The following is a 20,967-nucleotide window of genomic DNA, read 5'->3' as shown; positions in this document are numbered from 1 at the left end:
AAAAGCCGGGAATCCTCTGATCCCCGGGTCGATACGCCTATTTCAACGCGTTTATTTCTTTACACGGAACGACGTGAAACTCCCTGCGCCGCTTCGCCGCATCCTCCGCTCTTCTCTCTTCCAAAAACCGCCTGAACTCCGCTTTCGAGCAGGACGACTCCATCGCCAGCTCCACGAGCTCTTCCCACGAAGAGCCCAAATCCTCTTTCACACGACCACCTCGTCTTTATATATCGTTGTTTTATATATAACAGATAATGAATTCCTATAGGCTGTCGAAATCATGATTCTTTTACACTATATTGCCGTAAATTTTCTGACAAATCAAGTATTTTTTGCCTTTTTATGTCGATTAATCAACAATCAGCGAGACAAAGATAATACCGTTTAGTAAGAATTGTTCCCCATATCCAATGCCTATTTAGCAGAAAAAACAGCACATATATCTACACGTGTTAATAGGATGAACTAGTCTACGTGTAGAGATCAAACCTTTGTCTCTATGTGGGACAAATCTAATATATAGGAGATAAAGAGAGGGAATGAAACATTTAATAACATGGGTTATTTTAACCATGTCCTTGTATCTGCTTTCTGTATTTAGTGTACATGCTGAGGAATCATTGACCACCCTTAAGGAAATTCAAGAGGAAATCGACCGCGTCAGTCGGAATGGCGGCGGAACGGTAACCCTGCCTGCAGAAACCATCGTTCTATCTGAATCTATCCGACTCAAGAGTAATGTCCACTTGAAAGGACAAGGGGTCGGAAAGACGGTCCTGACCATGAATCCCGTTCAAGTGGATGGAAGCTTGAATCCAAATAAAATTCTGCTGGCCGATCGGATTTCAAATGTGGAAGTGTCGGATATTACCTTTGACGGGGCAAAAGAGAGCAGAAAAGAGCTCATTAACAGCGGATTTTCGCATACGATGTCCTTCGCTTACGTGGACGGCCTGTCTATCCATGATGTAGAAGTCGTTGATTCGGTGGATGCCAGTATCGCTCTATGGTATGTGTCTAATGGAACGATAAAGAACAACGTCATCAGGGACAGTGGCAGCAATGGGATTCTCGGTATGCAGGAAACGCACGACATCGAGGTGCGGAACAATACCATCGACCATACGGATAATCAGAACGGGATCTTCTTCATGTATCAGGGCGATAGTACCTACAACATTCTTATAGAAGGAAATACGGTACGAAATGTGGCCGATTACGCCATTGAAGTCGGTCACACGACGCACAAACCAGGCGATGCCCCGCACCGGAACATCACGGTAAGGAATAATACCATCGTGAATGCTTTCTGCACCGGGATCGGTTTCAGGACGGTCTCTAATGGGGTGATTGAGGGGAACACCATCACCAACTATGCAGAGCACAATGATTATGGTTGCAATGCGGTTTTCGTGGAAGGCAGAGTATCCTTGAACTCAGAAGTGGATATCAAGAATAATACGATGACGCAAACGTATCCGAAAGTGACCGAGCAGCGTTTCCCTTATCAACAAGCGGTCTACGTTACCGGAATGAGAGACATGGATATTACCGGCAATACGATTCAGGACAGCTGGAACGATTCTATTTACGTCCTGGCCTCTTTCTTCGAAGGAAGGACACCGGATTTTCCTGATGGAAGAAGGTTGTATAAGGACATTCGTATTACAGGGAATACTATTTTGAACAGTGAAAAGAGCGGGGTTCATTTTGACAGTTATCCGTCAAGCGGAAATGCAGTCAGTAATAACACCATTTTGCGCAGCGGAGGGGACGCTGTCCTGGTGGAGGGAGATGCACAGCGTGTAACTGTCTCCGATAATATACTCACGGAAGAAACACCCGAACCTGGTGAGAATTTGTGGACAAAACCGACCTCCTTCAACCCCCTCCCGCGATATTTCCCTCCAACCAACCGCCAGATTTTCGATGCAGGAATGTATGAAGTTTCTTTTCGAGCGAAGTCTGCTTCTTCGGCTGCTTTAAATCTCTATGTTCAAGATCGCAGGAAGTTGAATGAGAACATCCGCTTGACGTCCGACTGGAAGAACTATGCTTTCTCCTTCAACTCGGAAGATCCGGATGAACTGTTGTTTTGGGATAAGGATATATCCGCCGATATTCAAATCGAAGGGATATTCCTTAAGAAGATCGGGGGAGAGGAACCAGTGGAACTTCCCGAAGAAGTGGTGGAGGCTGTAGAACGTTTGAAGCAGTTGGCTGCAAGTAAGGAAGAAGAGGCAGTCCAGGTCTCCAACATCCTGATTCAAATCATCGACCTTCTGGACTGAATAAAGTCAAAAGGAAAAAGCGAGAAGCATGCCTTCCCGCTTTTTTTCAATTAAGAGCCTTGATTAATTGTAACGACCTGTGCACTTTCCTGGTAAATGTCTTCCTCCTGAAGTGACGTATTATGCTCAATCAGGGATTGAGAGACTTCAACGAGCGAGACTTTATATTCCTGTTTCGCTTCTTTATGAAAGGCATTCGCAATGATCTGGAAGTCTCCTTGTTTATAGACACTGATGCCCGTCTGCTTGTTACCGGTAATATCATTTCCCTCTATCCTGAAGCCATTTCCAGCGTTCAAGTTGGCTATCTGAATCCCATGCTCTCCATTTCCGGTAACGGTATTCTGCTCAATTACGTTTCCGTCTGATTGGTCCCCTTGAAAATGAATGCCGTTCTTCAAGTTATTCTTAAATGTATTATTCTTCACTTCAATCCGATCAAACACTCGTCTGCCTTCCGTGAAATCCGTCGTCTTCATCTGATCGGGAAGCACAGATGCCTGGACGAAGATACCGTTTCCTCTGCTGTCTTCCACCGTATTTCCTTCCACACGTGTTCCGTCCATCCCGGTAACATAGATGGCGTTCGCATCGCCGCTTTGGAAGGTTTGAATGACTTCATTGTCCAATACATCCACATTCCCGGAAGTATTGAACCCGCCTTCGACGAAGATCCCGTCGCCTCCATAAGTCCCATTCTTCCCATAACCTTGAATGACATTGTCTTGGATGACACCGTCACTTACAGTCCGGAAAGCAATTCCTGAGTTGGTGGCCCGGACAATTTTATTGTTCATGACCTGGATATTCCTGTGCTGCTCTTGTCCATCGGGAACGATGTGCCCTACTTCAATTCCGAAATCCGCGGCATCGGTGACTGTGTTGTTTTCGATGACGATGTCAGAAGAAGCATGCCCCTGCTGATAAGAAATGAATATCCCGTTCTGATGTTCCGTGTGGTCGATGACATTATCCGTGATCGACACATTCTTCGTTTCCTGCAGGGCGAGAATTCCATTAGATCCACTGTCCTTGATTTCCGAATTCCGGACAACACCGTTCCGGCTGTTATACAGCATGATGGAAGCCGAAGCAGAATCGACAATCTTGATTCGATCAATCAGGAACCCGTCGACATGAACTATGTCGATGCTGTGGGCATGCGGATCATTGATCAGGGATTTGCGATCATTCTTGTTCCCATCCACCGTCAGTTCGCTGATGGTGATGTCTGTTGATCCGCTCTCCGTCTCGATGATTTTATTATCATTTTTCGTTCCATCCTCAAGCTCCGGCTTCAACTCGATAATTGTCTTATCGATCCCGGACCCCTTCAAATGGACATTGGACTTCAGCAGGATCGGTTCGGTGACGACATAACGGCATGGTTCCAGCGTAACGGTCCCGCCGCCGTTTTCACTTGTGGTGCTGATCTTCTCCTGAAGATTTTGTATATCCTCTTCCGAAGCAAGACACTTACTCTCCGTGTTAGCAGCCGGAGATGAACCCTTCCCATTCACGAAGACTACCACGATAGTACCCACAACCAATATCAAAATCCCTATCCATATCATTCGTTTTAAATGTCCGACGGTTCTTCGCTCCTATCTAGTTTTCTACTATTTAATTTTTGATAGTTGCTGCTGTCTTCGCCAGTGAATGAACGCAATGACTTCTTTGTACTCATCAATCACGTCTTTTTCCAAACCGGATGCGGAAGCAAGAGAGGCGAACTCCCCCCACCCTTCCGTTGGTTTCGGTTCTTCTACGATCGGGTCGATGATCTCCTCAATGTCCGCCCGTAGAACACAGGCAATATTTTTCGTGATTTGAATGGAAGGATTTTGTTTCAAGTCTCTCTCCAAATTACTTAAATACGATTTGGATATTCCCGAACGATGAGCCAATTCAGAGAGTGTGATCCCCTGCTGCTTTCTAATTCGTTTTATATTCCGACCTATCATTGCAACCTCTCACCCTTCACAAATAATTAGATGGATGCCCATCATTTTGCTGCGTGTGCCACCTGTTCATTCAAAATCTTCTTCCATACATGGAGGGCAAACGAGTCCGGGAGGTCGATATCGGAGAAACGGACCATCTCTCCCTCTTCCATCGGCCGCTTCAAAACAGCATTTCTCAACAGGCCGATCGGTACATGACTCGGTTCATCATTGATCCTTACAGCCTCGCCCCTGAATTCGAAGCTTCCGATCCCATGAGCGATGTTCGTTCCTGCCGCCAGATTCTGCTTGGCGACGGCAGCTACGCTTAAGCGCGGGGAAGTACTGTTATTAAGCAGGATCCCTCCCCCGGCGATTACTCGGCGAATGGTCTTCAATATCTCCAAATGGCAAAGATGGTAATTCGTCTGCAGGGTATAGTAAGGACCCTCGCCCAGCTTGTAATAACGAAGGGTATCCTGCTGTTCTTCCTCGTGACGGGCCGTGATGAAGACCCCCGGCGGCAGGGAACCGGATAGAATATAGTCACTCAGGACGCGTCCTTCCTTTTCTGCTGTTTCGGCAAGCTGCTCTCCCCCGCTACGGCTGTCATCCGCTTTCAAACCAAGGATCCCGTGGTCGGATATATCCGCGCCAAGACCGTTTCCGACAAGCACTTGTTCGATGTGGACTTTCGTTCCGTCTGTGAAAGACGTCGTCATTCCAAGACTTGTTCCGTTGCGCTGCGACCAGTACCGCATATCTTCTTCCGTGGGATTCTGATTCAGGAAGCCCTTGATATTGCCGTAGACGACCGGTTTGAATCCCATCTGTCTCACTTCTTCATCCAGCTTCGCTAAACAGCCCGGCTGGTCCCCCTCCGCTTCTGTGAATATTCCTTTGGCTGCAAAGTAAGAACCCGTCGTGACCTGCAGTTCCGCATTCATGGTGACGACAGGGAGCGACGCATTCATCGCCTCTTCGATCACTTCGCTGCCATGGAGGACATCTCCACTGCACTCGACGATGATATCGGCTCCGTCAATCAATTCCTCCGCGGAGTTCGTCAATAGCTCCTCTTTTGGGTACCCTTTCATTTCTGCGATCTTCCGTCTGGTCAAAATTCCGGAGACGCACAGATCTTCCTGCGTGCTCAAGAGTCTGATCAAGCCCGTTGCAATCAATCCTGTACCGATCACGCCCACACGTTTCTTCATTTCAACGCCTCATTTCTATGAAATAATGGTTCCGAATCCAGCAAGACTTCCGGTGTGACTTCACCAGCCAGCCATTGCTTGAGCCATTCATCTTCCCTTGAAAAAATCTCCATAGCGAGGATTTTTCTATCGTTTCTGTACCGAAACGATAACGGATCACTTTCGCTGGGACGCCTCCTGCAATGGAATATGCAGGGACATCTTTGGTTACAACGGCACCTGCTGCTACAATCGCTCCTTCCCCGATGGTTACGCCGTCAAGGACAATGGTATGTGCCCCAAGCCAGACATTGTCCTGAATCGTGACTGGTGCAAATTCCTCATAATAATCTTGATCGACCCAGGTCTCTCCATTTAACTGCCCCGCTGTCGAATAGAAAATAGGAGAGGTCGAAACAAAATGACTGGGATGACTCCCTAAACCGATTTGACATCCGGGACCGATCGAACAGAAAGACCCGATCTTCCCATTCATGATGTTGCAGTTTCTCGCTGTGTACGTATATCTTCCAACCTCTGAATGAGAGATCCTCGTATAAGCATTAATGGAACACCTTTCTTCCATACTGGTTGTAGAAACATCCACTTCTACTCCGTGCCCGAGATACACAGATGGATATTTTCGTTTGAACCGGAGCTGACGAACACTATTCTTCAAGACAAAAGGAACCATTCGCCCGATTTTCACTTTCATCCCTCCTGTTCTTTACGTAAGCCGCTGCCACTTTCCTGTCTTGTGGCGGAAGAAATCCCAATAGCCGGTTCGGATCGCCCGCCGCATATCCTTGAAGCGTTTCCCCCTCAGCCAGTAAAACAGTAACTTACCTCCCGTTTTACAGCTGAAATACAGGAGGAAGAACGTATAATTCAAACGGTTGGCGTAGAGAGACATGAAGTGCATCTTGTTTCTCGTTCCGTAATAATTCGCAAGAGGCGAGCGGAATCCTGCGGTAGCAGAGACTTTATGATAGATCACCGATTCCGGTACATACCTGAGTCTGTATCCAGCCTTCTTCATACGGACGCAGAACTCTGTATCTTCATAAAACAAGAAGTAATCCTCGTTCAAATATCCGATCTCTTGAATCATCCTGATTGGAAACAGAAGGGCACAGCCAGTGAGGAACTCGACATCTCTCGAAGGGGAGGTTCGATGGTCTTGAACTTCGTGTACCGATGTCCCTGTCTTCCAGTTGATGTATCCCCCGCCATACCAAGTGAGCTTGGAGGGCTGATAATAATTGATATGGGAACAGCAGGCCCCTGTCCCAGCGTCCCCTTCAAGCTCCTCGACAAGCGGGAACAGGAAGTCCGAGCTTACCACCGTGTCATTGTTCAACATCAAAATATAATCCGGGTCGAGCACTTCCTTTGCATATTTCACTCCGGCGTTATTACCGGATGCAAACCCGTTATTCTCCTCCAGCTGCACTAAATGGAAGGAATGATTGGCGAGTGCATTTTCCAATTCTTCCGGATCATCGGATGCATTATCAACGACGACAATATGAGTATTCGGATAGCTTTGTTCCTTCAAGGAATCCAAACAATCCAACGTGTCAGCAGTCCCATTGAAGTTCACGATAATCACACAAACGGACGGGAGATCCTCCTTGTTCAACTCCTGCACCATCTAACCCTCCACCTTTTTCATCCGTTTTTCGAAATGTTTTCTCTTGTACAGCATGTAATAAGCGGCGATCATCGCTAAATGAAACCATACGAACCCCATCCGGAAGCCGTTGTTGAAGTTAAAGTCTACCAGTATGACCACGCTGGCCGCTGCAAGGCCGAGTGGGATGAAGTCCTGTTTGGAATACATCTCCCGCATCATCTGGATGAGGCGGCCGATGATCAGCAGGAAGATGACAAGGCCGATGACTCCCGTATCGAACAACACCGTAAGGAAGATGTTCGCATTCCCTTTTCCTTCATTGAGCTCTCCTCCGTGGATATATTTATCCCGCATCTCCTGCATTTGCGAGAGCTCTGCCATTCCACCACTGCCGTTACCGACGATGGGATGGAGGACGATATGATCGACCATCATTTGAATAGAAGCGACCCGGCTGTCCGCCGCCCCGCTGTCCGTTTCCAAAGATGTCAACGGATTCATGCGTTGATAGACGCTTGTCCCGATTTCCGGATGCGTAACGAACACCCCACCTGCGAGGATCATCCCTCCTATTGCTGTAAGGATGGTGAATCGTACCAAGCGCTTTCCTTTTGTCACGAAGAACAAGAACAGTCCGGCCACTGCCAAGGCCAGGATAGCTGCCCTCGCCATGCTGACCAATACGCCTAAGCAGGTGAGCACAAGAGCGATCCGGATGAACCATTGGGAGAAGAGGGCCGTATGGTTGTACAAATAGAGAACGAGAAGCCAGGCAGCGGCATAACCGCAGAACAGTCCGTACCAATCGGGCTCATGAGCAAATGATGACGGCCGCGGAATCCCGATATGTTCATAGTGGCTGATGCCGATATCCAGCCCCACGAAGAACCCGGCCATCTGCAGCAACCCTACGGCCGCGACGATGATACCCGATAGTATGCTGTATTTGACGATCTTCTGAAAGAATGGCTCTCCTTTGTCGTAGATCACTTGTACCGAGAGGAAGAAGAAGAGATTCAGGAACAGCTGCCCGATGACGACGGTCCAGAAATCCGTATAATTCAAGACATGGAAATAGCTCAGAAAGTAGCTGCCCACCCAAAGATTTATCAGCAGAAATAACGGCGTATGATAGACCTCACGCTTTTGATATACCATCTCCAACGCGAATTTCAGTGTCATGAACAGGAACAGCACCTGGTAGATACGGATATAAGAACCGCCTACGGATAAAAAGGAGCGGTCGATGAAGATACAAAGAGCGATGAGTAACAGAAAGCGGTCCACCGGGAGCATCAGGAGGAAGGGAATACATAAGGCTCCGATGATGACAGGTACCATTTGCGGGGATAGACCTGAGGCCGCCCCGATGGCTCCCGCCAGGACGACACATGCCCCCAGAAGGTAGACCGTTTGTTTGTTCCACGTATGATTTGCAAGCATAGTATTTCCCCTCTCCCATTCTTTCGTTATAGAGAACTCTCAGGTACAGCAAACCTCTTCATATACGGACTGGAAATCCTTGACCACTTCGTCCCAGGAGTAGCCGTTTGCATAGGCCATGGAGGAATGGATCAGACGTTCCTTGTCGGCCTGCCTTAAAATAGAAGAAACTTTGTCTGCAGCTGCATCCATATCCTGAAAGTCAATGATATGCCCATTCTTTTCTTCGTCAATCATTTTGTTGAAAGACGGAATGTCGCTCAACAGAGGAATACGGCCGGCCGCCATCGCTTCGAGAGCGCTGAGTCCAAATCCTTCGTATTCCGAGGCAGATATGAAATATTCCGAAGCGGACATGGCGTCCAGAAGCTCCTTGTCTGTAGCATCTTCTATGATCTCCACATGTTCCTGTATGTCGTATCGGTCGATCAGCGCTTCGTATTCCGGCCTCAAGTGATCGAAGTCTTTCCCGACAATGGACAGCTTCACGTCTTGGAATTCCCCCTTCAGACGATGGATGAGTTCAAGCAGCAGGTCGACGCGTTTATTGGAGGAGAAGCGGCCGACCGTAATCAAATGGTTTCTCGTTCCTCTACGGTCTGAAATCCGTGAATACTTTTCCACATTGATTCCGTTCTCTATCAATTTCAGGTTATCAGGTGTAATTTTCCTGAAAAGGTCGAAATCATTGTTACTGCAGGCTACTACTTTATTAACCTTCTTCATGATCATCCGAGTGATCGTATGAAAATAGTAGTGCTTCAGCCTTTGCTGTTTCTTCGTATGAAAGAACCCGCCGTGTGTCGATAGAATGATCGGTTTCCTGTGAAACGGCTTCAGCACAGCCATCAGATCGATGAAAGCATCCACCGCATGGATGTGTATTAAGTCGAACTGCGATACGTATTTCAACGTGGATGGTGCGATCGGATAACGCTTGGACCCAAAGTAGGGGATTCTTCTAACCTGTATTCCGTTTTCTATCGAGTATGGTGGTAAAGGCGTATGATCGGAGAAGTTGCGGTCCAGTGTCAGGACTTCCACTTCCACCCCATTCTCGTTCAGGTGTGCAGCCAGTTCACTGACGAAATTCTCCAGCCCTCCTACGGCAGGGCGGTATTGTCTGACTATATGCAGGACCTTCATGGCTTTCCCTCCTCCCTCTATATATGTAAAGGACTCTCTTGTTCTTTCTCGATATCGAATAAGCCGCCGTTCCATTCGATTTCTTTCAATCGGTCATGCCACTTCATCAGTTCCTTATACCAATCGAGCGTAATGGTATCCGGTCCTTTCTCAAGCTCGTTCGCTTGAAGGGCTTGATAGATTTCCAATGCTCCGTCGGCAGCCGTCCATTTCGCTTCCCACCCGAGGACCTTCTTCACCTTTTCGAAGCTCACCCGATACGAGCGGTGATCGGGATGGCCGTACCATTGGATTGCAATGGCTTCCGGAAGCGTGGCCGCTATTTCCGAAGCAAGCCTCTCCAGTTGATAGTTTCCCGCTTCTGATCCGGCATTGAAGATCTCCCCATTGATCTTTCGGCTTTCCGCTTCCAGCAGCAGGCACATTAAATCTGCTGTATCCTGCACATGAAGCATCGGCCGCCACTGACTGCCGTCCCGCATCAATGGAATCTCCTTGTTCTTCCATGCGCCGTAAACCATGCCGTTGACAGCAAGATCGAAACGCATCCGATTCGACTTTCCATACAACGTCGCCTGCCTGATGACGACAGCGGTGAACACTTCATCGGCCAGCGGAAGAATATCCTGCTCGGCTCTTTCATTCGCCTTAGCATAGGTCGTAAGCGGATTCGTTCTATTTTCTTCTGTCACCCGTTCGTCACTCTCCTGGAAACCATAAATGCTGCAGGAAGAAGGCAGTATGTAGCGCTGCACGCCGGTTTCCTTCGCCAGCCGCGCCGTTCTTACCCTGGAGTGGTGGTTGATATCATACGTAATGTCCTGGAACAGCTCTCCGCTTGGATCGTTGGAAATAGCAACAAGATCGATGACGGCATCCACCCCTTGAAAATGTTCCTGCGATAAGCGGCGCGTATCTTCCTTGATGATCTCCAGGTTTTCGTGAGGGGCAAGCTTCTCTATCCCGAAGAAGAACCGATCGACGGCTTTGACGCTGTAGCCTTTGTCGAGAAGCTTCGGAACTAATACACAGCCGACATATCCGCCGGCACCGGTAACCAACACCTGCTTCATCGAATCACACCACCTTCGACGTCATACGAAAAATGATAGTCTGCTTCCCGAAGGAGCGGCTGCTGTCTGTCCTTCTCGGAAAGAATCGGCTCACTCACCGGCCAGTCAATCAACAGTTCCGGATCATCCCATCTTATCCCGCGGTCATGCTCCGGGGAATAATAAGCATTCACTTTATAACAGACGTTCGTGTTCTCCGTCAGTGTGCAGAATCCGTGTGCAAAGCCTTCCGGAACATAAAGCATCCGCTGATTGTGTTTGGACAAAATGAATCCCTGCCACTCCTTATAGGTCGGTGAACCTTCCCTGATATCGACCACGACATCATACACAGCACCAGTGATGACACGCACCAGCTTCGACTGGGCTTTCGGGTTCAATTGATAGTGCAGCCCCCGCAGGACCCCCGCTTCCTTCGATAACGAATGGTTGTCCTGAAGAAAAGCATCCTCGATTCCGTGTTCGTGGAAGACGGACATATTGTAATTCTCCAGAAAGAAGCCCCTTTGATCTCCGAATACTTTCGGCTCCAACAACTTGACTCCCGGCAGATTCGTTTCCAATACTTTCATATCCCTAACCTCCTGTTTCATTCAACTATGGTGCACCTTTGCCACAGCACTTGTTGTAAAGAGACGATCCGCCTCAGCCAGCGATTCATGGGTTCCGGCGTCGATCCAATGACCGGTGAGAATCCGATAATCCAGCAGCCCGGTATGGAGGAAGGCCCGGTTCACATCCGTGATTTCCAGTTCTTTTCTCTCGGAGGGCTGCAAACCGTCGATGATCGTGAATACCTGCGGCTTATAAAGATAAATACCGGTTACGGCACAATCAGATTCCGGCCTGGACGGCTTCTCCTCCATAGCAGCGATCTTCCCGTCTACAAACGTAGCAACACCGAACCTCTCCGGGTCTGTCACTCTTTTCAGAAAGACCATCGCCTGTGCATCGGATGCCAGGAAAGAATGGACATGGTCTTCCAACGAATCGAAGAAGATGTTATCTCCAAGAAGCACTGCGACAGGCCCTCCTCCGCAGAATCCGCGCGCAAGACCGAGTGCTTCCGCGACCCCGCCTGCTTCTTCCTGGATTTCATAGGATAGGCGGACACCGAAGGCATCCCCATACCCAAGCGCTTCAATCATCAGATCAATATGTGCTTTTCCTGTGACGATCAAGATGTCGTCCATCCCCGCCTCTTTCAGCTTCCTGATGCCGTGATGAATCATCGGCACACCTCCGACAGGAAGCAGGTGCTTATTTGTAAGCCTGGTTTTCGGATAGAGCCTCGATCCTGTCCCACCAGCCAGAATGACTCCCTTCATTGCCTTCTCCTCCTTTATGAACCGCGTCGCTCATGCGGTTCTCCTTCTTCTCCACGTTACCGGTAAACGACCCGACGGAATGTCTCTTAACAGACAGGCGGCTGCCAGCGTCCCGGCCATCACTCCACCTGCCCCTATAAAGAAGCGGATGTACGCATGTACAGGAAGAAAACCAGTTAAATAGTAGACGAGAAAACCGATTCCTCCGGACACGAAGAATGTTCTCGCAATCATGAGATAGGGCAGCAGTTCCTTTTGTCTGATCCCGAACACCCTGCATACATCCCGCTGCTGAAGATACGCACCGATGAATGCGGTACTCACCGTAGCCGCAGCTACGCCGTAGGGACCGAACACAAGAATTCCGATGTAACTCAGCACCAGGTTCGATCCGACTACGATCCCGGTATTGATCAGAACAAGCTTCTGCTTTCCTGAAATCAACAGCAGCGTATAGAAAACCGTGAATCCGAGCGGAAACTTCATCAAGTAAATTAGAAATATCGGAATACCGGTCAGATACGTATCTGAATAAATCAGAGAAATGTAAGCCTCGTTATAGAAGAGTAAAATCCAGAACATCGGAAAGATGATGACGGCAAGGATCTTACTCGTATCCTGCCAAAGGGCAAGCGTCCGTTTCACATCTTTCTTCACATTGTATAAATGACTCAATTTCGACAGCATGACGGTAACGACGGCGGCCGTTATCGTAAGCACGAACGGTATTTCTTTTGATACAATCGCGAATACAGCGAACTCCTCCAAGGTGGAAAAGAATTTCACAAGGATTTTATCCGCATAACCATTCACGATCGTGATCGCCGTGACAGCCCCGACCGATCCGGTATAAATCACCTGCTGTTTCAACAATGCCCAGTCCAGCCGGAGTGCGAACGGCTGCTGTTTGATGTATAAGCCCTGCAGGAGAACCAGTCGTACAAGTTCGAAGACGGCGATGAACTGGATGATGGAGGATAACTCTCCATCTCGGGAAATGATTAGATAAGCAGTGGCTGCATAAACAAGGTAATAGATAAGGGAGAAGATGCTGAACAGTTTCGCTTTCCCGGTGGACACATACAGGTTCTCCAAATGACTGCCGGCGATGATAGCGAAACACCAGACCCCCACCCATATCACCATGGGGGCCATCGCTTCACTGGATAAGAACCACCCGAACGTACTTCCGAAATAAAGAATCAGGAAGGTCAGAACAGCTAATAGAAATAAGGAGACAAACGTGTTCGCTGTGATCCGATCCTTCTCTTTCCCATCATCTGTCTTGTTGTGGAAATACATGAAGGACGTGGACATTTCAAAAGGAACCAAAGCCCCAAGAGTTATGGTGATGATCAGGATCAATTGATAGATCCCCATTTCCTCCATCGTAAGTGTCCTTGCCAGAATCATCGTAAGGAACAATGTTGACATGGAACGGATCAGCCTGTGGGCGGAAAGGAGAATAGAATCTCTTACCATTCCCTCATCTCCCTATTAAACTCAATAACCATCCTTGGAACTCACGACGACATAAAACGTTTTGAACATCAGCTTCATGTCCAGCTTCAAGGACCGGTGTTGAATGTAGTATAAATCCAGTTGAACCATTTCTTTGAAGCTTACATTACTTCTGCCGCTCACCTGCCACATTCCTGTACACCCCGGCCGGATCAACAGCCGCTGCATATCATAATTGGAGTAGATGATGACTTCTCTCGGCAGGGGAGGCCTCGGTCCGACAAGACTCATTTCTCCCTTCAGCACATTGATGAGCTGAGGGAATTCGTCGATACTGGTTCGTCGGATCCAATGCCCCACCTTTGTGATTCGCGGGTCCCGTTTCATCTTGAACATCGGGCCCTCCACCTCATTTTGATCGATGAGAGTATCCAGCATCTCTTCCGCTTTGAAGACCATCGACCGGAATTTATACATATAGAAGGTACGTCCGCTCTCTCCCACCCTAAGCTGTTTGAACAGCACAGGCCCTTCAGGGTCCTCCCATTTGATTAAGATGGAAACGATCAGGAAAACAGGAGAAAGGAGGATCAAACCAATCAGTGCAGCAAGGAAGTCCAAGACTCGTTTCATCAGGAAGTAGGTCCTGGTCGGAATGGGGGCTTCCAGCTTTTCAGGTAAGGCGATCGACTTCTGTCTCGGCTTCGTTAAACTCATTCCCAGTCCGCTCCTTATGTCAGAATTCTGTGCCGTTCCATGAGTTTCTGCATCTCATCCAGGACCGATTCTTTTAAGCTTTCATTCTTCAAAGCGAAGTGCAGATTGGTCAGAATGAAACCCAGTTTCTCCCCGACATCGAATCGTTCCCCTTCGAAACGATAGGCGTACACATCCTGAATCGTAGTCAGATCCTGAATGGCATCGGTAAGCTGAATTTCCCCGCCCGCGCCGAGTTTTTCCCGGGACAGGAAGTCAAAGATTTCCGGAGTCAGGATATACCTTCCCATGATTGCCAGGTTGGAAGGCGGCTGCTCCTTCGGTTTCTCCACTAAATGACGCACCCGGCTGAGACGATCGCCCAGCGGAAGCGGATCAATGATGCCATAACGAGAGGTCTCCTCCTCTTCCACCGATTGCACACCGATGACAGACGAGCCGGTCTGCTTGTACTGATCGATCAATTGGGAAAGACACGGCCTGTTCCCTTGAACGATGTCATCCCCCAGCAATACGGCAAAAGGCTCGTTTCCGATGAACTTACGGGCGCACCAGACAGCATGTCCGAGTCCCTTCGGCTCTTTCTGACGAATGTAATGGATGTCCACCATATCTGAGATTTCCCTTACAGCCCGCAGCATCTCGTACTTTTCCTTCTGGACGAGATTGTCCTCCAATTCAAAGGCATAATCGAAATGGTCCTCTATGGCGCGTTTGCCCTTCCCTGTCACGATGAGAATATCTTCGATACCGGACGCAACCGCCTCTTCGACGATGTACTGGATGGTCGGTTTATCAACGATAGGAAGCATTTCTTTCGGCAAAGCCTTCGTAGCCGGCAGGAACCTCGTCCCTAGACCAGCAGCCGGGATGATCGCCTTCTTTATTTCTTTCATGTACACTCCTCCTGTCTTCATACTCCACTCTGTCCTCCAACCGTCTTCTTTTTCTTGGAAGTGCTGTGATTATAAACGATTCCTGAGACATGGATGTTGGCTGTTTCCAACCGCTCCTTCAGCTTTTCCGCATCACTCTTCGACGTTCCCCTGTGTTGAAGAACCAACAGCGTCGTATCCAACTCTTCCGCCAGTACTTGTCCTTCGGAATAAGGGATCATGGCAGATGTATCAAAAATGACCAGCTTGTATTGTTGTTTCGCCTCCTTCAGAAAAGCACTCATCCGGGAAGAGTGGACCCATTTAGAAGGGTGGGTATTCGTCGCATCACGGCCGTTGGTAAGCACATGCAGGTGCTCTGCCTCTGTCATCTGAACGGCACCTGCAAGCGATTGTTTTCCTTTCAGAACGTCGGTAAGACCGGCCGGCTGCTCGGTACCATACCATTCATGAAGAACAGGGTTTCTGAAATTGGCATCCACAAGCAGCACCGAAAGTCCGGTCTGGGCAGCGACGATGGCCAAGTTGGATGCTGCCGTAGACGTCCCTTCTCCTTGATTCGGGGAAGTGACCAGAACGGAAAGAGACGGCTGCTTCTTCCATTCCAACGCTTCCAACAGCAGGTGAAACTGCTCCGTATTCTGTGATAGAGGCTCGATATAAGTGGCAATCCCTTTGGCACGTCTCTTAATTTGCTCTTTCTTGAGTTTCAACGGATTTCGTCCCCCTTCCTTTTACAGGTGATACAAGCGAATGGTCATCCTTCTGGAGTTTCCGGAAGAGGCGGTTCTTTTTATCGATCGTATCGATGGTTACGAGAACCGGAAGATCAAGCAGTTGTTCCGCCTCTTTTTCGTTCTTCACGGTACGGTCGAAGTATTCCACGATGAACACAAGAATCGTACCAGCCACTATGCCTCCGACAAAGGCAAGAAGGATGGACAGGAGTACGTTGGTCTCGATTTCTTCGCTCCCGTTTACCGTGCTTTCTGTCATGATATTGACGTTATCCACATTCATCAGACTGACCACTTCCGACTGGAACGTGCCTGCGATGGTATTGGCAAGCTTCACACTCTGTTCTACCTTGTCATCTTCGACGGTTATTTGAATGATCTGGGATTCCGCCTCACTGCTGACCGTCACCTGCTCCGCCAATTCTTCGGGCGAAACAGACAACCCAAGCTCTGTGATGACTTTGTCCAGCACCACAGGACTTGTAATCATCACCTGGTACGACCGCATCATGGCCAAGTCCGCCTGCAGCTGACTTATTTCCGCGGCTGAATTCTCTTCCTCTTCTCCTGCCGACGTCCGGTTAATAAGCAGCTGTGTCGATGATTCATACGTCGGTTCGATGACATAATAAGTAACGACCCCGCTCGCCAGTGCACCCAAGATACCGACGAACAAAATAATGAAAGCCCTGCGTCTGATCAGCCGAAACACTTCTTTGAAATCAATGGTTTCTCCCATGTCTACCTCCTGATTTTGTTAGGATCACTCATCACCCTGTTACCTTCTGCCCTATATATGGAACAACAAGAAACACCAGCTTTAGTTCGATATGGTTTCCACCGGCGCCTCTTCTTGATGACAGCGTGCTTTACGAACGACAATGATCTCCAAATTCTCTTTCGCCTTCATGACGTGACCGGTTTCCGGGAGAAGATGAATCACGTCCCCGGCATGGACACAGCTCTCCTGATCTTTCCCGATGGACAGCCCTTCTCCTTTTACAACGGTCCACACTTCGTTCTCGTCCGCAAGAAGAGTAGATTCGAAGGCGTGCCCCTTATGAATGCTGACGCGGGTTGTCACATACTCATCCTTACCGTCCACGAGGGCCTCGAGCGTCCGGGCCGTCCCCCAGCTTTCCTCCACAAACCGGATGCGCTCTTCCGCTTCTCCTAGAAATTCCTTGATCCGGGGGCTTTGCTGCTTATCAGCAACAAGGATGCCGTCCGGGCTGGCGGCGACGATGGCGTTCTGAACGCCTATGACCTTGATCGGAATATCCAGTTCATTAATGACGTGGGTGTTCTCTGATCCACTGCAGAGCCGCCCATTCCCCGTGGCCGCTGTGCCCATCTCTTCTGTCAGCGTGTTCCAAGTCCCCAAGTCCTTCCAGAACCCTTCATAAGGGAGTGCCACCACGTTGTCCGCCTGCTCCACGACTTCGTAATCAAAGCTGTTCTTCGGAAGGCGGAAATACTGCTTGACAAGCTCCTCGTAGTGGACCGGCAGCCCCATATCCATTAACAAAGCGATGATGTACTCGAGTTTGAAGGCGAACACGCCACTGTTCCATAAACCACCTTGATCAATCAACCCTTCAGCCGCTTCTTCCGTCGGCTTCTCTTTAAACTGACGGACCCGAAGCAAATCAGAGTACCCGGATGGGCTGGGAATAATGTAACCGTATTTGGATGAGGGGTACGTCGGCGTGACGCCGATCAACCCGATATCTGCTCCTGAAACCTCGAGCGCCTGCTCAAGCTCTGCCACCTTCGTGAAGAAATGATCCTCTACATATGGATCCACAGGCAGGACCCCGATAACCGACTGCAGGCTTTCCCCTTCGATGGAATATAGATAGGAAGCAGACAGGGCAATCGCTGCGAACGTATCCCGGCGTTCAGGTTCGAGGATCAAGGTCGCCTGCCGGTCCAGCTGATGCTCCAGGTTTTCCACTTGGTGACGGCCTGTAGCAATCAGCGTATCCCTGTCGAGCTGCACCTGCTTGATCTGGCGCCACACCCGCTGCACCATCGATTCGAGTTCTCCCGCTTCATTTTTCAGAACTCTCAAGAACTGCTTCGATCTTGCCCCGTTGGATAATGGCCACAGCCGCTTCCCAGCACCACCGGATAATAAGACCAGCTTCATATGACGACCTCCTTCCCGGCTGCATAAACACAAGGACGGCCGATGGAATGATAGTTCACTTCCGCTGCCTCCGCTTCCTTCAAAGAGAAACAGTTCCTGCCGTCGAACACATTCGGCGTATTCATTAAACCAGGCAGTCGCTCGAGGGGAAGGTTCTTTATTTCCTCCCATTCGGTCAGGATGAAAACAATATCCGCTCCCTGCACCGCTGCTTCCCACGTATCCTCATAGCGGATGGTATCAGGAAGCACCTTCTTCGCCTTGTCCGCAGCTACTGGATCGTAGGCCCGGATACTTGCTCCATGATAGACCAGCTGATCTGCGATAACGATAGACGGAGCTTCGCGCATATCGTCTGTCTCCGGCTTGAAAGAAAGCCCGAGCAAGGCCACTTCCATTCCCTCCAACGAACCGACAGCCTCCAGAGCCTTCTCCACTAGCAGTTGCTGCTGCTTCCTGTTGACGTGAATCACAGATTCCAGCAGATGAAACGAGTGGTCATGATCACCCGCGATTTGAACGAGGGCATTCGTATCCTTCGGAAAACAAGAACCCCCGTATCCGATCCCTGCCTGAAGGAAGGAGGCACCGATCCTCTTGTCTTTCCCCATCCCTTCCGCAACATCGTCCACATTGGCATCCACCTTCTCACAAATTGCGGCAATCTCGTTGACGAAGCTGATCTTCGTCGCAAGAAAAGCGTTCGAGGCATATTTGATCAATTCCGCACTTCGGATATCCGTCGTGTAGATCGGAATACCGAAGGGGCGATACATCTCCCTCAACACCTCATGGACTTGCGGATTTTCCGCTCCGAGAACGATCCGGTCGCCCTCCAGGCAATCCTTGAGAGCCGTTCCTTCTCGAAGAAATTCAGGATTAGAGGCCATCTGCACCGTCACATCCCGGCTGAGATGCTGATCGATCAAGGCCTTCACATGATGATTCGTTCCGACGGGTACCGTACTCTTGATAACCGCGATGGTATCGTGATCGACATGTGTGGCAAGATCCAGCGCGACCGATTCAATAAATCTCAAATCAGCCGATCCGTCTGGATTCTGCGGTGTACCGACGGCAATGATGACAACATCCGATTTGGTATAAGCGGCTTCCTTATCCGTCGTAAAGGACAACCGTCCTTTCTCCAAGTTCCTGACCATCCAATCCTCAATCCCCGGTTCGTAGATCGGTGATATTCCCCGGCGCATCTGCTCCACCTTCGCTTCATCAATATCCAGTCCTGTGACCGTGTGTCCCATTTCAGCCAGGCACACCCCCGTCACCAGTCCGACATAACCGGAACCTACTACGGTGATCTTCATCGTACCCGTCTCCTTTCTTCGGCAAGTTCAGATAGATAGCCCGAAACAGAATCCACCAACATCCTTGAGCCGAATGGATATGCCTCAAAGACCTTCTCACCGATGGTCTGAATCGTAACACCGAGCTCGTTCATATCATGAACAGCCGCAACGAAATTGTGTTTCACAAAAACGCTGGTAATATCAAGCTGATGGTTATCCACGTGCTCCCCATACTTCTTCTGACGCGGAACGACGATGACTTTCTTCTTGTTCTCGATTCCTTCCATAATCGAGCTCGTCCCCGCGTGCGTGACAATCAGGCTCGCCTTGCGGAAGTATTTCGCTATTTCACGGGAGGATAAGAAATCAAACGACTGATAATTCTTCGGTGTATAGGTACTGTATCCACGCTGGGCGACGATCTCATCGGTAAGGAACTCATTCTCGATGAGCCGGTCCAACTCGATCAACAAGCGGTCAAAAGGAAATTTCTGTGTTCCCAATGTGACAAATATCAAAAGATTTTCCCCCTGTACTCCGCCTTCGGATAATACTTCTTAAGCTCTTCCCATTGAATGTAAAACTTGTCTGAAAAGCGGTACAGGATTCTCCCGGTCATCGTCGGAGCTGTGATATTGGCGAAACTTTCGATATAGATCACTTTTCTCCCGGACCATTTCGCAAAAAGGCAAAGCGGAACCGTCGCCCCTGCCCCGGTGGAAATGATGACATCCGGCTTCTCCTTCCGCAGGATTTGAATGGATCTGTATATATTCGTCATAAATACTCGGAAGAACGACCATTTCCGCCGCTCCTGCTGCTCCAGGAAATGGACGTGGATGTCAGAATCCATCGCGTCCGAAATCTTGTTTTGTTCTGTAACGATAAAGCAATCGTAGGCCGATACATCCGATACCAGCTGCATCAGCTCAGAAAAGTGTCCCCCCGTGGAACTGACAAGTCCTACTTTCAGCTGCTTGTTCATGAGACCCACCCCTTTAATAGTTCTTAATAACGAACAAGACTTCATACTAATTTCCTACTATCGGAAACGTTCAAGCTCTGATACGTCCGATCGATTTCCAGTCCCACTTTCTTCGTGTTGAACTTCTCCTCGACCCATTGCTTTCCATTCATGCCGAGCACACCCAAGTTCTCTCTCTTATCCAAAACGGAGAGAATGGATGCTGCCAGTGCCTCTGCGTTACCAGAAGGTGCAAGGATGCCGCAGTTTCCGTTCTCTATAATTTCCGGAGCTCCTCCGGAATCCGCCACGATCACCGGCGTTTCCATCGCCAGCGCTTCAATGATCACCCTTCCGAACGGCTCCGCTTCCGAATAGCTGACGAAGATATCCAAAGACTTCATGATATTCGGAATGTCCTCCCGTTGTCCGAGGAAGCAGACATGGTCCTGCAGGCCCGTTTCAGCGACCATCCGTTTCAGACGCTTCAAGTAATCGTCCTTGGCAAATAGAGCATCACCGACAAGGACGACCTTCATCTCCGGGTGTCGTTCGATCACTTCGGGAAGCGCCTGGAGGAGATGATGGTATCCCTTCCATTCCGTCATCCTTCCCACCATCCCGATCAAAACCGCCTCAGACGGAATGTTCAACTCTTCCCTGAGACTGCCAAG

22 protein-coding genes are annotated in these 20,967 nt (G+C 49.3%); 1 reads left to right on the top strand and 21 read right to left on the bottom strand.

Going from position 1 to position 20,967, the window contains the following annotated elements; all coding sequences use genetic code 11:
* Window positions 1-37: 37 nt before the first annotated feature.
* Window positions 38-211: a hypothetical protein gene (locus D479_RS20560; RefSeq protein WP_193743857.1), complete on the bottom strand. Its 174-nt coding sequence runs from the start codon at window positions 209-211 to the stop codon at window positions 38-40.
* Window positions 212-542: 331 nt separating this feature from the next.
* Here D479_RS20560 and D479_RS02200 point away from each other — a divergent pair, with 331 nt between their 5' ends.
* Window positions 543-2,294, top strand: a complete 1,752-nt coding sequence (locus D479_RS02200) for a right-handed parallel beta-helix repeat-containing protein (RefSeq protein ID WP_008633147.1) — start codon at window positions 543-545, stop codon at window positions 2,292-2,294.
* 50 nt (window positions 2,295-2,344) lie between these two features.
* Here D479_RS02200 and D479_RS02195 read toward each other — a convergent pair whose 3' ends face one another.
* The 20 genes from D479_RS02195 to D479_RS02100 form a co-directional block, all read right to left on the bottom strand.
* A complete protein-coding gene (locus D479_RS02195) occupies window positions 2,345-3,838 on the bottom strand; it encodes a right-handed parallel beta-helix repeat-containing protein (protein WP_193743856.1) in 1,494 nt (497 codons plus the stop codon).
* Window positions 3,839-3,913: 75 nt separating this feature from the next.
* Complete coding sequence (locus tag D479_RS02190) at window positions 3,914-4,258, bottom strand: helix-turn-helix transcriptional regulator (RefSeq protein WP_039870491.1); 345 nt, start codon at window positions 4,256-4,258, stop codon at window positions 3,914-3,916.
* 41 nt (window positions 4,259-4,299) lie between these two features.
* Complete coding sequence (locus D479_RS02185; protein ID WP_008633144.1) at window positions 4,300-5,454, bottom strand: oxidoreductase; 1,155 nt, start codon at window positions 5,452-5,454, stop codon at window positions 4,300-4,302.
* Between the two features lies 1 nt (window position 5,455).
* On the bottom strand, window positions 5,456-6,142 hold the full coding sequence (locus tag D479_RS02180; protein WP_051989363.1) for a CatB-related O-acetyltransferase: 687 nt from the start codon (window positions 6,140-6,142) through the stop codon (window positions 5,456-5,458).
* Between the two features lie 18 nt (window positions 6,143-6,160).
* On the bottom strand, window positions 6,161-7,087 hold the full coding sequence (locus tag D479_RS02175) for a glycosyltransferase family 2 protein (protein WP_008633141.1): 927 nt from the start codon (window positions 7,085-7,087) through the stop codon (window positions 6,161-6,163).
* Window positions 7,088-8,512 carry an O-antigen ligase family protein gene (locus tag D479_RS02170; RefSeq protein ID WP_008633140.1) on the bottom strand — a complete coding sequence of 475 codons (1,425 nt, stop codon included), beginning with the start codon at window positions 8,510-8,512 and terminating at the stop codon, window positions 7,088-7,090.
* Between the two features lie 39 nt (window positions 8,513-8,551).
* Window positions 8,552-9,658, bottom strand: coding sequence for a glycosyltransferase family 4 protein (locus D479_RS02165; protein ID WP_008633139.1), 1,107 nt, complete (start codon window positions 9,656-9,658; stop codon window positions 8,552-8,554).
* Between the two features lie 17 nt (window positions 9,659-9,675).
* A complete protein-coding gene (locus tag D479_RS02160; RefSeq protein ID WP_008633138.1) occupies window positions 9,676-10,731 on the bottom strand; it encodes an SDR family oxidoreductase in 1,056 nt (351 codons plus the stop codon).
* A complete protein-coding gene (gene rfbC / locus D479_RS02155) occupies window positions 10,728-11,303 on the bottom strand; it encodes a dTDP-4-dehydrorhamnose 3,5-epimerase (RefSeq protein WP_008633137.1) in 576 nt (191 codons plus the stop codon). Before rfbC ends, D479_RS02160 begins: the two co-directional genes overlap by 4 nt.
* Before the next feature lie 21 nt (window positions 11,304-11,324).
* On the bottom strand, window positions 11,325-12,059 hold the full coding sequence (locus tag D479_RS02150; RefSeq protein ID WP_008633136.1) for a sugar phosphate nucleotidyltransferase: 735 nt from the start codon (window positions 12,057-12,059) through the stop codon (window positions 11,325-11,327).
* A 30-nt stretch (window positions 12,060-12,089) separates the two neighbouring features.
* Window positions 12,090-13,541, bottom strand: a complete 1,452-nt coding sequence (locus D479_RS02145) for an oligosaccharide flippase family protein (RefSeq protein WP_008633135.1) — start codon at window positions 13,539-13,541, stop codon at window positions 12,090-12,092.
* 21 nt (window positions 13,542-13,562) lie between these two features.
* Entirely contained in the window at window positions 13,563-14,237 is a 675-nt protein-coding gene (locus D479_RS02140; RefSeq protein ID WP_008633134.1) for a sugar transferase, read from the bottom strand.
* A gap of 14 nt (window positions 14,238-14,251) precedes the next feature.
* Window positions 14,252-15,133 (bottom strand): UTP--glucose-1-phosphate uridylyltransferase GalU, encoded by an 882-nt coding sequence (galU, locus tag D479_RS02135; RefSeq protein WP_008633132.1) that lies wholly within the window; start codon window positions 15,131-15,133, stop codon window positions 14,252-14,254.
* A 17-nt stretch (window positions 15,134-15,150) separates the two neighbouring features.
* Window positions 15,151-15,846 (bottom strand): CpsD/CapB family tyrosine-protein kinase, encoded by a 696-nt coding sequence (locus D479_RS02130; RefSeq protein WP_008633131.1) that lies wholly within the window; start codon window positions 15,844-15,846, stop codon window positions 15,151-15,153.
* Entirely contained in the window at window positions 15,821-16,609 is a 789-nt protein-coding gene (locus tag D479_RS02125) for a Wzz/FepE/Etk N-terminal domain-containing protein (RefSeq protein WP_008633130.1), read from the bottom strand. The genes D479_RS02130 and D479_RS02125 overlap by 26 nt, the downstream gene beginning before the upstream one ends.
* Window positions 16,610-16,690: 81 nt before the next feature.
* A complete protein-coding gene (locus D479_RS02120; protein WP_008633129.1) occupies window positions 16,691-18,022 on the bottom strand; it encodes a sugar phosphate nucleotidyltransferase in 1,332 nt (443 codons plus the stop codon).
* On the bottom strand, window positions 18,019-19,347 hold the full coding sequence (locus D479_RS02115) for a UDP-glucose/GDP-mannose dehydrogenase family protein (RefSeq protein WP_008633128.1): 1,329 nt from the start codon (window positions 19,345-19,347) through the stop codon (window positions 18,019-18,021). The genes D479_RS02120 and D479_RS02115 overlap by 4 nt, the downstream gene beginning before the upstream one ends.
* Window positions 19,344-19,847, bottom strand: a complete 504-nt coding sequence (gene pssE / locus D479_RS02110; RefSeq protein WP_008633127.1) for a PssE/Cps14G family polysaccharide biosynthesis glycosyltransferase — start codon at window positions 19,845-19,847, stop codon at window positions 19,344-19,346. The genes D479_RS02115 and pssE overlap by 4 nt, the downstream gene beginning before the upstream one ends.
* On the bottom strand, window positions 19,844-20,314 hold the full coding sequence (gene pssD / locus D479_RS02105; protein ID WP_008633126.1) for a PssD/Cps14F family polysaccharide biosynthesis glycosyltransferase: 471 nt from the start codon (window positions 20,312-20,314) through the stop codon (window positions 19,844-19,846). The genes pssE and pssD overlap by 4 nt, the downstream gene beginning before the upstream one ends.
* Window positions 20,315-20,355: 41 nt before the next feature.
* A partial coding sequence (locus D479_RS02100) for a glycosyltransferase family 4 protein (RefSeq protein WP_008633125.1) occupies window positions 20,356-20,967 on the bottom strand: 612 nt, incomplete at its 5' end.

This window comes from Halobacillus sp. BAB-2008 (genome assembly GCF_000328325.1).
GTDB lineage: Bacteria > Bacillota > Bacilli > Bacillales > Halobacillaceae > Halobacillus.
This window is presented reverse-complemented; position numbering and strand designations above follow the sequence as displayed.